Consider the following 14,261-nt stretch of genomic DNA (forward strand, 5'->3'; position numbering starts at 1 on the left):
GGCCCGCGCTCAGCGGGTCGGGGTGGGGGTGACCGAGGCGGGCGCGCCGGCGCTCGGGTCCTGCACGATGTGGCGTTCCAGGTTGACCTGGGCCTGGCCGGTGCCGCCGACGGTGATGTCGTCGTACGCCTGGAGCATCTTCTGCTGGTCGAAGTAGAGCACTGTCATCGACAGCGGCGTCGGCTTCTCGCCCTCCAGGCCGCGCAGCCCGGCCCCGCCTGTCGAGCCCTCCACGAAGAGGGCGGTGGGCTGCTGGCCGGGCGCCTGCGGCAGCTTGGAGACCTGCCGGGCGTGGGTGTGCCCGGCCAGCACCAGCGGGCAGGTTCCGGCGAGCGGCCCGGCCGACGCCGGGTCGTGCACAAGCGCGATGTTTACCGGCCGGGGCGAGCTGCGCACTGTCGCGGCGAGCTGCTCGCCGACGCCGATCACCTGGTCGGCCACCTCCTGGGTCAGGCCGCTGCCGGCCGGGGAGGTGTTCTTGTCCGGGGTGAAACGGGGGTCGCCGATGCCGGCGATGGTCAGCCCGGCGACAGTGGCGGTCGAGTTGTTCAGCACTATCGCGTTCGGCTGGCGGGCCACCGCGGCGCCGGTCTTGCCCGAGTCGTGGTTGCCGCGGATGAACACGTACGGCTTCTTGAGCAGGCTGATCGAGCCGACGAAGGACGCCTCCGGCTCGCTGCCCCAGTCGGTGATGTCCCCGGTGTCGATGACGACGTCGATGCCGAACTGCTCGACCACCGTGCGGATCAGCTGCCAGCCGGTCGGGTTGAGGTGCATGTCGGAGACGTGCAGGACCCGGGTGGTGCCGGGCGCCGGCTCCAGCACCGGCAGCGCCGACACAGTCGTGTAGAGCTGGCTGACGTTGCCGACGATGCGTTGCAGCTGCTCGGCGTACTTGGTGTAGTCGTTGGCTATGCGGCGGGCGTCGCCGACGATGGCGGGCGCGTTGACAAGCAGACCCTCGTAGCGCGGCTCCTCGATCGCCTGCGGGCGCAGGGTGGCCGCGGCCGTGCCGAGGCTGCCGGCGGTGACCAGCAACGCCAGCCCGCCCGCCCAGGCGGTACGACGCACGTTGCGGAAGATCAATCCGGCCAGGATGAGGGTGACCAGGACCGCCGATCCGAGGGTGCGCAGGCCCAGTCGCATCACCCCGGAGCGGACGTCCTCCACGGCGCTCTGGCTGGCGCGGCTGATGCTCGCCGGGTCGTCGAGCAGCGCCTCGGTGCGTCCCTGGTCCAACGCGCCCAGCCGCACGGTGAGGTGGGTCGGCCCGCTGTGGCTGTCGAGCAGCAGCGCGCCGAGTGGCGGCACGTCGATCGTCGTCCCGCCCTCGCTGGCCGGAGAGAGGGTGAGGCTGGCCCGGAACGGCCCGATGTCGGTGTTCACCCGACCACCGGCCAGCACCCCGAGCACCGCCCCGGCCAGAGCCACCACGAGCACGGCGAGGACGACACCTGTGCGGCGCACCGGTCCACCGGGCCGGCCGATCCGCCGGCCTGCCGGGCGCGACGGCTCGCCGCCGGTCACCGGGTCGCCCCGGCCCTCGGCGTCGTCGTGCTGCTCGTCGCGTTGCCCGTCCATGCTGAGATTCTGACCTGCCCGTCGGAAGATCTTGGCAAACCTGCGCGGAAGGTGACGCCTGTCAGCTGCGACCGCCGTCGCCGCCGGCGAAGACCACCCGCAGGAGGCGGTCGTCGTCGGCCACCGGGTCACCCCGCCCGTCGTGGTTGGAGGTGCTCACCCAGAGCGACCCGTCCGGCGCGGCGGCCACCGCACGCAGCCGGCCGTAGCGGTTGGTGAGCAGCTCGCTGGGCTGCCCGAGCAGCGTCCCGGTGTCGGTCAGCTCCATCACCCAGAGCCGCTTGCCACGCAGGCACCCGGTCACCAGCAGCCGATCCGTCGCGGCCAGCCCGGAGCAGGACGCGTCCGAGGTCGCCCACTGCGTGATCGGGTCGGTGTACCGCTTGTCGCCGGCCCGCCCCTCGACCTCCGGCCAGCCGTAGTTGCCGCCCTTGGTGATCTGGTTGATCTCGTCCCAGGTGTTCTGGCCGAACTCCACGGCGTACATCCGCTTGGCGCCGTCCCAGGCGAAGCCCTGCACGTTGCGGTGACCCAGCGACCACACCGGGGAGCCCGGGTACGGATTGCCCGGCGCGGGCTTGCCGTCGGCGGTGATCCGCAGGATCTTGCCGCCGAGGCTCTTCGCGTTCTGCGCGTTGGGGCGCTCGCCCGCGTCGCCGGTGCTGACGTAGAGCTGCCCGTCCGGGCCGAAGCCCAACCCGCCGCCGTTGTGCACGTTCGCCTTCGGGATGCCGGTGAGGATCGCTGTGGGTTGCCCGCCGAGTTGCAGGCGGGCGACCCGGTTGTCCTGCTCGGCCGTGTAGTAGACGAAGACCGTCCGGTCCTGGGCGTAGCCGGGGGAGACGGCGATGCCGAGCAGCCCGCCCTCGCCCGCCGCCGCCACGTCGCTGATCGTCTGCACGACCCGGACCCGCAGCCCGTTCGGGCCGGACTCCGGGCCGACCTGGAGTATCCGACCGCTGTCCCGTTCGGTGACAAGCGCGCCGCCGTCGGGTAGGAACGCGATGGCCCACGGCACCCGCAGCCCCTTGGCCAGGACGGTCGCCACCGCCTGCTGGCCGGCACCGCCGGGGCTCGCCGACGCCGACGGGGTCGGCAGGTTCGGCGGCTCACCCGCCGGGTCGGGCTCCGGCTCGCCGAAACTGCAACCCGAGGCGAGCAGCAGCGCCGCGCAGGACGCCGCGAGGACCACCCGGAGGCGGCGGACGCGAGGGTACGGGAGACGGGCTCTCACCCGGCCCAGCGTAGCCCGCCGGACGGCCCGGCCGGGCCCGACAGATGGGCCACGGCTCGCGCCGGAACCGTTCAGCGGACCCGGACGGCCAGCAGCGCCGTGTCGTCCTCGCGGTGCTGGATCGAGGCGAGCAGCAGGTCACACAGGTCGTCGAGGGGCACCGTGTCGGTGCCGGTCAACCGGTGCACCAACTCGGCGAGCCCGTCGTCGATGGACCGGTCCCGGCGCTCGATCAGCCCGTCGGTGTAGAGCAGCAGCGTGTCGCCGGTGGCCAGGCTTGTCGACCGGCTGGTGCGTACCGACGGTCGGGCCAGGCCGAGCAGCGGCTCCGGCGTCGCCTCGAGGACCTCCACCGCACCGCCCGCCCGGACCACCAGGGCCGGCGGGTGCCCGGCGTTGCACCAGGTCACCTCGCGGACGCCGGAGCGTTCGCCACAGATGCGCACAAGTGTCGCGGTGGCCGCGATGGGCAGTCGCAGGCCACGGATGGCGCTGTCCAGGTGGGTCATCAGCGCCCCGACCGCGTCCGGCCGGCCGAACGCGTTGCCGCGTACCAGGTTGCGCAGCTGGCCCATGGTCGCCGCCGCCTCGATGTCGTGCCCGGCCACGTCCCCGATCGCCGCGATCAGGTCACCGTCGGGCTGCACGAAGGCGTCGTACCAGTCGCCGCCCACCTCCACCCGGTCGGCCGCCGGCTGGTAGCGGGCCGTCAGCTCCAGCTCCGGCACCAACGGCAGCCGCGGCAGCATGCTGTGTTGCAGGACCTCGGCGACGTGCCGCTGCTCCCCGTACATCGAGCTGTTGCCGACGGCCTGACCGGCCCGGCGGCCGATGTCCACGGCGGTGAGCAGGTCACGGTCGTCGAACTGCTGACGGTCGGAGGCGTTGACCAGGGTGATCGCGCCCAGCACGGTGCCCCCGACGGCCCGCACCGGCACGCTGAGATAGGAGGCGATGCCCAGCCGCTCGGCGATCGCCGACATCTCCGGATCGGTGGTACCCCGGGCCACGTCGGCCAACGACGCCACGCCACCGAGGCGCGGCTGGCCGGTCCGCAGCACCGCCCGGATGATCGACTCCTGACTCAGCCCGGTACGCAGCAGTTGGGCGAAGCGGTCGACGTCCGCCGTTCGGGTCGGGTCGCGGTGCACCGCGACCACCTCCCGGGGCTGCCCGGACGGCCCGACCAGGGTGAGCAGGCACCAGTCGGCGAGCAGCGGCACCATGGCGGCGGCGAGCCGGCGCAGCGACGTGCCGACGTCGAGCGTGCCGGCGAGCGTCTCGCTCACACCGGCCAGCAGCTCCAGCCGCTGGTGCGCGCGGACGATCCGACGACGCGCCTCCTGCGCGCCGTCCAGCGCGATCCGCAGTCGCAGCTCCGACGAGCAGGCGGCGGCGAGGTCGGCAAGCGTCCGTAGCTGCCCGGCGGTCCACGCCCGGGGTTTGTTGTCGATGGCGCACAGTGAGCCGAGCACCCGGCCGGAGAGGTCGGTCAACGGCATCCCGGCGTACGCGACGACGCCGAGGTCGTCGATGGCCAGGTTGTCGCGGACGCGGGGGTAGAGCCGGGCGTCCGGCAACACCATCGGCGCCTCGGTGTCCACCACGTGCTGGCAGAACGAGTGGCTCAGCGGAGTCTGCCGCCGCTGCGACCACGGCTCCGGCAGACCCACCGCCCCGGGAAAGAACTGCCGGTCGGCGGAGACCAGGGAGACCAGCGCGACCGGCACCTCCAGCAGGTCGCTGACCAGTCGGGCGAAGCGGTCGAACGCCTCGTCCGGGGTGGCGTCCAGACCCGTGTCGGCGAGCGCACGCAGTCGCGCCGCGTCACCGAGCGCCGGAGGTGGGGCGATCGAACGTCGCGCGCTGGCGGGGGAGCCGTCGGTCATCGAGCACCTGTCTGCCGGGTCGGAGGCCCGACCGGCCCTCCGACCCTTGGTTATACCTCGTCGTGGCCGGGACCGAACATCGGTGTGCCGAGTCTCGCCCGCCCCACTGCCGTCCGCCATCCCCCGTGACGCCGGTTCGCCGCCGTGCCCGCACCGGCCGTCGCGCGGACGGCTATCGTCGGCGGACGTGAAGGTATGGATTCCGCATCAGGCAGGCCTGAACCTCGTCGGCGAGCTGCCTCCGGGCGTGACTGTGGAGGTCGCCGAACACGCCGACCGGTTGCCGTCCGCCCCGGCTGACGTCCGCTTCTGGGTACCGCCGTTCCTGAGCGGGTCGGACGCGACCGCGTTGCTGGGCGAGCTGCCCGAGCTGGAGGTGGTGCAGCTGCTCTCCGCCGGTGCGGACGCCTGGGTCGGCCGGATGCCGGACGGGGTCACGCTCTGCGACGCCCGGGGCGTGCACGACCCGTCCACCGCCGAGTGGGTGGTCACCGCGATCCTGGCCCAGCTGCGCGCCTTCGGAGCCTTCGCCCGCGCGCAGGCCGAGCGGCGGTGGGCGTACGACGGCCACGCGCCCACCGACGAGCTGACCGGCAAGCGGGTGCTGATCGTCGGGGCCGGCTCGATCGGCACGGCGGTACGGGACCGGCTCGCCCCCTTCGAGGTGAGCTTCACCCTGGTCGCCCGGACGGCCCGAGCGGAGCAGGGGGTGCACGGGGTGGCGGAGCTGCCCCGGCTGCTGCCCGACGCCGACGTGGTGGTGGTGCTGGTGCCGCTCACCGACCAGACCCGTGGCCTGATCGACAAGGACTTCCTGGCCGCGATGCCCGACGGGGCGCTTCTCGTCAACGCGTCCCGTGGTCCGGTGGCCCGCACCGAGGCGCTCGTCGCCGAACTGGCCACCGGCCGGATCTCGGCCGCGTTGGACGTCACCGACCCGGAGCCGCTTCCCGCCGAATCACCGCTGTGGACGATGCCGAACGTGCTGCTCACCCCGCACGTGGCCGGGTCGGTGCGCGGGCTGCTGCCGCGGGCGTACCGGCTGGTGGGCGATCAGGTCAGGCGGTTCGCCTCCGGTCAGCCGCTGATCAACACGGTGGTCGACGGCTACTGACCGGGTGTCTCGGCGGCCTCGTCCGGCAGTGTCTGGCCGGTGGCCGAGACCAGTCGGGGCAGGTCGGTGCCGCGTACCGCCGGAAGGCCGACCTGTTGGCCGTCGTCGAGGCGGGCCACCGCCCGCCCGCGCGCGTCGGTGGCCAGCTCGGCGACCCGGTCCCAGCCGATCCGGCGTTGCCCGAACAGCGCCCGCAGGCGCAGCTCCCGGGAGTCGGCGTCGGTGCCGGCCCGCCAGGCCCACACCCCGACGGCGAGGGGGACGAGCAGCACCGGCAGCAGGTACGCCCGGGCGTTGGCCAGCGGCAGGGCGCCGATGAAGGCGATGACGGCGGCGGCCAGGATGGCTTGGTTGTACCGGAAGCGGACGGTGTCGGGCGTACTCACCAGGCGATGATCCCACCCCTGGTCGACGAGGGTCGCGGCGGGCGGCGCCACGGAGCCCCGACGCCGTACAGTGATACGGGTCACTGCTTCGTTTGGGTGACCGACGCGTAACCAATCTGGTCGCCGGTCGTTTTCTCCTGTTGGGCAGTGGACCAGCACCGTCCCCCGCCCGCACCGCCGCACCGCCCCGTGCCCCCTCACGAAGGCGACCGCCGTGCTCCTCGCGTACCCGTTCCGTGTTCTCATCCCCCGCCGGGCGGCCCCGGAGGTCGCCGTGTCCACGGCCGTGGCGCTGCTCGTCGTCGCCGGGGCCGCCGATCTGGCCCCGACGCCGGTGATCATCGCGTTGTCCGGCGGGGCGGGCGCCACCCTCGCCGGCGTACGACTCTCCCGACTGACCGGCCGCCGAGCCAGCGACCCGGCGTCGGACGACCCGTCGTGGCGGACGGCGGCCGTGCTGCTCGACGCGGCGGTGGTGGCGGCCGGCTGTGTGGCCGCCGCTCTGCCGCTCGTCGACGCCGGGCACCGCGCCGCCGCGCTGCTCGGTTCGTTGACAGTGGCGGTCCTGTCCGTGGCCGGGCTGCGTCGGCTCCCGATTCGGCCGCCTCGGACGGCACGACTGCGAGGGCTGGTCGAGGCGACCGGCCCCACTGTCGGTCTGGCCCTCGCCGGCTGGTTGCTGCTCCCGCCCGACGCCCTGCCTCCGTCGGCCCGGCTGGTCGCGGCGCTGGCGCTCGCAGGGCTGGGCATGGCCGCGCTCAGCGCGTTCACCGGGGCCGGGCGGCGCTCGGGCGACGCGATCTGCCGGGGCGGCGTGCTGCTCACACTTGTCGGGCTGGCGCTGCTGACGATCCTGCCGCCCGCGCCGACGGGCCGGGCGGCGCTGCTGGCGGTGCCGCCGCTGGTGCTCGGGATGCTGTTGACCGCACGGGGGGCGACGGCGGCGGTGACGACGGCCGGTGCGCAACCGGCTGCCGGCCCGCCCGCCGCGACCTGGCCACGGGTGGTGCTCCCGGCGTCGGTGCTGCTGCTCGCGGCGGGTCTGCACCTGGGAGCGGGCCGCACTCCGGACCGGACGAGCGTGCTGCTCGCCCTGGCGGCGGTGCCACCGCTGGTCCTGCGGGAGTTGCTGCGCGGCGGTGACGCGGGCGTACCGGAGCGGCACGCCGCGCACCGCCGACGCGCCGGCCGCGCGGTGCGGCGTCGACGCACGGCACAACCACCGCGGTCCGACGCGACCTCCGTGTCGCCCCCACCGGGCCTGAGCCCGGTCGTCGCGCCGTGGCCCCCCGACGCCTGCGGAACCGCCACCAGCGGCGTCGACGGTCTCTGGCCTCCGACCGGCGGCATCGGCGCCACGACCGCTGTCGACGCGGCCTGGCCCGACGCGGGCGTCGCCTGGTCGACTGTCGACCACCGCTCCGGTTCGGTAGGGGACCGGGCGGCGCTGCTGGACGCTCTCGCCGCCATCGGCGACGTCCCGGCGCCGGCCGGTTCGCTGCTGCTGGTGGAGCTGCACGGCGCGGACGGGCTGGGCCCGGTGGCGCGGGAGGACGTGCTGGCCGAGGCGGTCCTGCGGGTCCGCGCGGCCGTCGGGCCCCACGACCTGGTGACCGGCTGCACCGGCACCGGCTTCGCGGTGGTCACCAGCGCCGGGCCGGTGGTGGCGTACGCGTTGGGCACCCGGCTGCTGACCGCGCTCACTCCGCCGTACCAGCTGGCCGGGTCGGTGCTGCGCGTGCAGGTGAGCATCGGGCTCGCCGAGGTGAGTGGCGCCGGGCCCGCCGACGTGCTCCGTCAGGCCGAGCTGGCCCGGCGGCGGGCGGTGCAACTGGGCCGGGACCGGGTCGAGTGGTACGACGCGTTCCTGGAGGAGCAGTTGGTACGCCGCCTCGACCTGGAACGTGAGTTGCCCGGTGCGGTGGCGCGTGGCGAGCTGGACCTGGTCTACCAGCCGGTGCTCGACCTGACCGACAGGCAGCCGGTGGGCGTCGAGGCGCTGTTGCGCTGGCGCAGCCCCGTGCTCGGCACTGTGCTTCCGGCCGAGTTGCTGCCGGTCGCCGAGGATCTGGATCTGGTCGGCGAGTTGGAGTGGTGGGTACTGGACCGGGCCTGCCGGCAGTTGGCCGGCTGGTCGGAGGGCCCCCGTGAGCTGTGGATGGCGGTGAACGTCACCACCCGGGAGCTGACCACCCCCGACTTCGTGCAACGCACCGCGGCGGTGCTGGCCGCGTACGGGGTGTCGCCGGAGCGGCTGGTGGTGGAGGTGGCCGAGCCGAGGATCGCCGCCGACCTGTCGACAGTGGTGGCCCGGCTGGCGGGGCTCCGGTCGCTGGGTGTCCGCACCGCGCTTGACGACTTCCGGGCCGAGCACGCCTCGCTGGCCCAGCTCCGCCGCCTGCCGATCGACCTGCTGAAGGTGGGCCCCGAGCTGGTGGGGGCGCAGTCGGCGGGGCAGCCGCCGCTTATCGACGTGGTGGTAAACGTGGGCGAGCGGTTGGGTGTGGAGATCGTCGCCGAGGAGTTGGAGTCGGCGACCCAGGTCGAGGTGGCGCGTCGGGCCGGCTGCCGCTACGGGCAGGGCTTCGCGCTGGCCCGTCCGGCCACCGCCGAGCGGGTCGAGGCGTACTTCGAGGAGTTCCCCTCGGCGTCGCGCTGAACCGGTTCACTTCCCGCGCGGCGGTGCCGTGCTGCCGCGCGGGGTCAGCTGCGGGCTCTCGTCCTGCACCCGCGTCGCCGGCTGCCCGGCGATGACGGCGAGCAGGTGGCGGGCGGCGTGCGCGCCGTACGCGGGGATGTCGCGGCCCAGCGCCGTCAGGGGCGGGTGCACCAGCCGGCACAGCGGGGAGTCGTCCCAGGCCACGATGGACAGGTCGTCCGGCACGGTGAGGCCCATCTCCTGGGCGACCGAGAGCCCGGCGACGGCCATCACGTCGTTGTCGTAGATGACGGCGGTGGGCCTCGTGGCGGAGCTGAGCAGGCGGCGGGTGGCCCGCCCACCCTCCTCGCCGCTGTAGTCGGAGAAGACGGTCACCGCGTCGGCCAGGCCGAGTCGCCGGCACAGCCCCGCGAAGGCGTCGGTACGGATCTCGGTGTGCAGCAGGTCCGGCAGGCCGCCGACCCGGGCGATGCGGCGGTGGCCCAGCGCCACCAGGTACTCCACAGCCTCGGTCAGCGCCGCCGCGTCGTCGGACCAGAGGCTGGCCAGCTCGCCGGTGCCGCCCGGTCCGCCGATCACCACGGCCGGCAGTTGGAGCTGGTGCAGGGCGGGGATGCGGCTGTCGTCGGTGCGCAGGTCGCAGACGAGCACCCCGTCGACCCGGCGCTCGCCCCACCAGCGCCGGTACACAGCGATCTCGGCGTCGTGGTCGGCCACCACCTGGAGGGTCAGCGCGTACGAGCGGGCCGAGAGTTCGGCCTCCACGCCGCTGATCAGCGCCATGAAGAACGGCTCGACGCCAAGTGTCCGGGCGGGCCGGCACAGGGCCAGACCGACCGCGCCGGCCGTGGCGGCGGAGAGCGCCCGTGCGGCGCTGCTCGGGCTGAACCCGATCTCGGTGGCGATGGCGAGGATGCGCTCCCTGGTGGCCGCCGAGACGCCGGGCTGCCCGTTCAGCGCGTACGACACGGCGCCCTTGGACACGCCCGCGCGACGCGCGACGTCCGCGATTGTCGGCCGCTTCACCGGCGTGCTCCTCGGTCTCTGGTGCCGTTGACAGTCCCGAAATCCGAACCGTACGGTGGCTCAGCTTATCCGGTTCAGTAGGCATCTTTCGATGCAGAAGGTGCGGTGACATCGTGAGCCGACAGGGACTCTACGACGGCTGGACCGTGCGGGCGATGCCCGCAGCGCAGGTGCCGGCGGAGGTCGCCGGTCGGTCCGTGCCGGCGACCGTGCCCGGCTGCGTACACACCGACCTGCTCGACGCCGGGCTGATCCCCGATCCGTACCTCGACGACAACGAGCTGTCCCTGGCCTGGATCGGGCGCACCGACTGGCACTACCGAACGACGTTCCCCGCCCCGGCCGGTGACCACGACCGGGTCGACCTGGTCTGCGCCGGCCTGGACACCGTCGCCACCATCAGCGTCAACGGGGTCGAGGTCGGCCGTACCGAGAACATGCACCGCTCCTACCGGTTCGACGTCGGGGCGCTGCTGCGCGACGGCGACAACGACCTGGCCGTAGCGTTCGACTCCGCCTACCGCTATGCCGAGGCACAGCAGGAGCGGCTGGGCGACCGGCCGAACGCCTACCCGGAGCCGTTCCACTTCATCCGCAAGATGGCCTGCAACTTCGGCTGGGACTGGGGGCCCACGCTCGTCACCGCCGGCATCTGGCAGGACATCGCCCTGCACGCCTGGTCCACGGCCCGGCTGGCAGACGTCCGCCCGCTTGTCACAGTGGACGGTCGCGACGGCCGGGTCGAGGTGCACGTCGAGGTCGAGCGAGTCGCGGACGTCCCGCTTACCGTGCGCGCCACAGTCGCCGACGCCCACGCCGAGGTCGTCGTCCCGGCCGGGCAGCGCACGGCCGTGCTGACACTCACCGTCCGCGAGCCCGCGCTCTGGTGGCCCCGGGGGTACGGCGAGCAGGCGCTCCATCCGCTGGACGTGACCCTGCACGCCCCGGACGACGACACCCTGGACACCTGGTCGCGGCGGGTCGGCTTCCGCTCGGTACGGCTGGACACCACACCCGACGAGCACGGCACCCCCTTCGTGCTGTCGGTAAACGACGTTCCGGTCTTCGTACGGGGCGTCAACTGGATCCCCGACGACGTGTTCCCCACCCGGATCACCAGGGACCGGCTCGCCGGCCGGTTCGACCAGGCGATCGGGGCCAACGTCAACCTGCTGCGCGTCTGGGGCGGCGGCCGGTACGAGTCGGAGGACTTCTACGACCTCGCCGACGAACGAGGGCTGCTCGTCCAGCAGGACTTCCTCTTCGCCTGCGCCGCGTACCCGGAGGAGGAGCCGTTCGCCAGCGAGGTCGCCGCCGAGGCCGCCGAACAGGTCACCCGGCTGACGCCCCACCCGTCCCTGGTGCTGTGGACCGGCAACAACGAGAACATCTGGGGTTGGCACGACTGGGACTGGCAGGAACCCCTCGCGGGGCGCACCTGGGGGCGCGGCTACTACCTGGACGTCCTGCCCCGCATCGTCGGCGAGCTGGACCCGACCCGCCCGTACTGGCCGGGCAGCCCCTGGTCGGGCACCGAGACGATCCACCCCAACGACCCGGCGCACGGCACCACCCACATCTGGGACGTGTGGAACACCGACGACTACACCAAGTACCGGGAGTACGTGCCGCGCTTCGTCGCCGAGTTCGGCTACCAGGCCCCACCGACGTACGCGACCCTGCGCCGCTCGATCTCCGACGAGCCGCTGGCGCACGACTCACCCGGGATGGCGCACCACCAGAAGGCCGCCGGCGGCGACGCCAAACTCCAGCGCGGCCTGGACGCGCACCTGCCCGCCCCGGCCGACTTCGACGACTGGCACTACCTGACGCAACTCAACCAGGCGCGGGCCATCCAACTCGGCGTCGAGCACTTCCGCTCGCACCGGGACGTCTGCGCCGGCACCATCGTGTGGCAGCTCAACGACTGCTGGCCGGTGACCTCCTGGTCGGCAGTCGACGGCGACGGCCGCCGCAAACCCCTGTGGTACGCGCTGCGCCACGCGTACGCCGACAGGCTGTTGACCGTGCAGCCCCGCGACGGATGCCTCGCCCTCGTCGCGGTCAACGAGACCGGCGAGCCGTGGCGGGCGTCGGCCTCGGTGACTCGGCTGACCCTCGACGGGGAGCCCCGGACGAAGAACTCCCTCGAACTCGACGTGCCGGCGTACTCCTCGGTGACGCTGGCCCTGCCGGCGGAGCTGGCCCGGCCGGACGACGCTCGGCGGGAACTGCTCGTGGCCGAGGCGGGCGTCGATCGGGCGCTGTGGTTCTTCGCCGAGGACCGGGACTTCGCCTGGCCGGCGGCGGCCTGGGAGGCGACTGTCGAACCTTGTGACGGCGGTCAGCGGGTCCGGGTCACGGCCCGCACGGTGCTGCGCGACCTGACCCTCTTCCCGGACCGACTGGACGACTCCGCCACAGTGGACAGGGCTTTGATCACCCTGCTGCCGGACGAGTCGACAACGTTCACGGTGCGCGCGGCCGGACCGCTGGACGAGGCGGCGCTGATCACCCGCCCGGTGCTGCGCTGCGTCAACGACCTGACGACTTGATCCACACGACTTCGCTGATATCGCGGTAACCGAGCCGACCGGATACCGCCATATCACTGATCTCGTGTGGATTACCTCGGCGCCCCACCTCCTCGCTGATGGAGGGGCTGGATGGCGCGGCCCTGACCCGTCGCCCGGTGCCTCGCTGCGTCCACGACCCCAGCGCAACTAGTTGCTGCCGGCGACCACGTCCGAGGGTTGGCACTACGGCGAGCCGTATACCTCAGAGTCATAGTTATGACTCTGAGGTATAGCGCGCCTTGCCGTCCGTTGGTGCGAAGTCTCAGCCAAGCGCGCATCGAAGTCGGTCGTGCACTCCAGGAGGCGGCCCGAGGACGGTGGTCACTCCTCGGAGTCGGAGCCAATCGCAGAGTTGGCAACCCTCGTCGGCGGGGTGTCGAAGTCCGGGCTGTCCTGAGAGGAGATGGCGGTGGAGACGAGACTGGCGGCGACTGGCTGCACGGGCGTGACGTCGTCCGGCGTGCGCAGACGTGGCGGTGCCGGCATCCATGGCTTCAGGTTCTGGATGATCTGCTCGTAGAAGTCGTCGATCGCGTGCAGCACGGAGTCGATGAATGCGCCCCGTCCGCTGCCCCGCTTGGTCCCCGCTGCCGTGGTCTGGGCGACTCGGAAGGCCCGTAGCTCGCGCGCGGGGTCGGCGATCAGCGTCGTGGGCTCGGTCCGGACCTGGCGCAGGAGGTCGGTCGCTCCACCGCCCCGGGCGTGCATGGCGAACGCTTCGATCCGGACACTCTCCGGCGCATCTTTCAGCTGGCGGATCAGCCAGTTCACTCTCGTGGTCGGGCGGCCGGTACGTGGGGCGTCCACGTCGACATGGCAGGAGATCTGTCCGGCCCGCAGATCGGCCGTGACCTGAAGGTGGCCGACGGCGCCAGGAATTCTGATGCTGCCGGTCAGTGTCCCGGTCGTGACGAGCTGGTTGACCAGCGTCTGGGTGCGTGCGGCCGGATCGGTGAGGTCGCGGCGGCTCAGCGCGGGGGTGACATCAGTACCCAACTGCCTGCCGAGCCGCAGGCAGGCGTAGCGGATCAAGGCGTCGAATCGGCCGGCCACGTCGGCCGCGCCGCTGTCGCCGGCTCGCAATGTTCCGGCCGACACTCCATCGCGTACCTGCACCCAGGCCGGCCCCATGTCGCTGAACTCCAGTGCGCCAGAGCGGGGATGCTCGAGATACCTGATCAGCTCGCCCAAGATCCACGCCTGGTCCGGGTCTGCAACGCCGCGGTATTCCTTCTGAATCACCGCCTGGGTCAGGATCTCCGTCCAGGGAAGGTGGTACAGGGCGACCTTGCGCAGCTTCCGGCGATCAATCGCGGTCGGATGCTGACCCGGAATGGGGGCGATCTCGTTGGAGATCGTGATGAGGGCGTCGAAGCCCTGCTCCCGTGCGATGTCCAGGTATGCCTCCAACTGCTCGGTCTTCAGCGCGTTGCCGCCGGTCTTCACCTCGACCAGCGCGGTCCACTGCCGCTGCCCTCGTGTAACGCGGATCAGGCCGTCCGGGAAAAGCTGCTGGTTGCCAAGCTTGAACGGGACCTCGATGAAGGTCTGCACCGTTCCGGCCGGAGCACCGAGGGACTGGGTCAGGACACGCCCGAACTCCCGGACCGCGCTCATTACCGCGAGCAGGGCGGAGGTGGCCCGACGTTCTTGTTCCTCTGCTCCGTTGATGCCCGACGTGGGGATCAGGCGGGCAGCGAGCCAGGTCTCCTCAGACATACAAGTGACTCCTCGTAAAGGCGGTGGTACGAGAAGCTACTCCCGATAGGGGCCGGAAATCGGCGTGACCGTCGGCG

9 protein-coding genes are annotated in these 14,261 nt (G+C 72.6%); 3 read left to right on the forward strand and 6 right to left on the reverse strand.

The genetic code is table 11. The features are described from left to right. Positions 1-9 precede the first annotated feature (9 nt). The 3 genes from ACLQ26_RS09855 to ACLQ26_RS09865 all read right to left on the reverse strand — a co-directional run bounded on the left by ACLQ26_RS09855 (position 10) and on the right by ACLQ26_RS09865 (position 4,704). The gene (locus ACLQ26_RS09855; RefSeq protein WP_425744141.1) at positions 10-1,581 is read right to left on the reverse strand and encodes a metallophosphoesterase; all 1,572 of its coding nucleotides are present in this window, start codon (positions 1,579-1,581) and stop codon (positions 10-12) included. Positions 1,582-1,642: 61 nt separating this feature from the next. Beyond that, a complete protein-coding gene (locus ACLQ26_RS09860) occupies positions 1,643-2,815 on the reverse strand; it encodes a PQQ-dependent sugar dehydrogenase (RefSeq protein ID WP_425744142.1) in 1,173 nt (390 codons plus the stop codon). Positions 2,816-2,886: 71 nt separating this feature from the next. Beyond that, complete coding sequence (locus ACLQ26_RS09865) at positions 2,887-4,704, reverse strand: SpoIIE family protein phosphatase (protein WP_425744143.1); 1,818 nt, start codon at positions 4,702-4,704, stop codon at positions 2,887-2,889. A gap of 187 nt (positions 4,705-4,891) precedes the next feature. Between ACLQ26_RS09865 and ACLQ26_RS09870 the strand changes: the two genes are divergently transcribed. Further along, positions 4,892-5,818: a 2-hydroxyacid dehydrogenase gene (locus ACLQ26_RS09870; protein ID WP_425744144.1), complete on the forward strand. Its 927-nt coding sequence runs from the start codon at positions 4,892-4,894 to the stop codon at positions 5,816-5,818. On the opposite strand, the gene ACLQ26_RS09875 is transcribed toward ACLQ26_RS09870, so the two are convergent. Continuing rightward, positions 5,812-6,204 (reverse strand): PH domain-containing protein, encoded by a 393-nt coding sequence (locus tag ACLQ26_RS09875; RefSeq protein ID WP_425744145.1) that lies wholly within the window; start codon positions 6,202-6,204, stop codon positions 5,812-5,814. The two genes, ACLQ26_RS09870 and ACLQ26_RS09875, sit on opposite strands and share 7 nt — an antisense overlap. Before the next feature lie 214 nt (positions 6,205-6,418). On the opposite strand from ACLQ26_RS09875, the gene ACLQ26_RS09880 reads away from it, so the two are divergent. Further along, positions 6,419-8,863, forward strand: a complete 2,445-nt coding sequence (locus ACLQ26_RS09880) for a putative bifunctional diguanylate cyclase/phosphodiesterase (protein WP_425744146.1) — start codon at positions 6,419-6,421, stop codon at positions 8,861-8,863. Between the two features lie 6 nt (positions 8,864-8,869). On the opposite strand, the gene ACLQ26_RS09885 is transcribed toward ACLQ26_RS09880, so the two are convergent. Then, a complete protein-coding gene (locus tag ACLQ26_RS09885) occupies positions 8,870-9,889 on the reverse strand; it encodes a LacI family DNA-binding transcriptional regulator (protein WP_425744147.1) in 1,020 nt (339 codons plus the stop codon). A 155-nt stretch (positions 9,890-10,044) separates the two neighbouring features. Here ACLQ26_RS09885 and ACLQ26_RS09890 point away from each other — a divergent pair, with 155 nt between their 5' ends. Then, complete coding sequence (locus ACLQ26_RS09890) at positions 10,045-12,444, forward strand: glycoside hydrolase family 2 protein (RefSeq protein WP_425744399.1); 2,400 nt, start codon at positions 10,045-10,047, stop codon at positions 12,442-12,444. A gap of 342 nt (positions 12,445-12,786) precedes the next feature. Here ACLQ26_RS09890 and ACLQ26_RS09895 read toward each other — a convergent pair whose 3' ends face one another. Then, on the reverse strand, positions 12,787-14,184 hold the full coding sequence (locus tag ACLQ26_RS09895) for a stress response protein (RefSeq protein ID WP_425744148.1): 1,398 nt from the start codon (positions 14,182-14,184) through the stop codon (positions 12,787-12,789). Between the last annotated feature and the right edge of the window lie 77 nt (positions 14,185-14,261).

It is taken from the genome of Micromonospora sp. DT43 (assembly GCF_049841645.1).
Lineage (GTDB): Bacteria > Actinomycetota > Actinomycetes > Mycobacteriales > Micromonosporaceae > Micromonospora.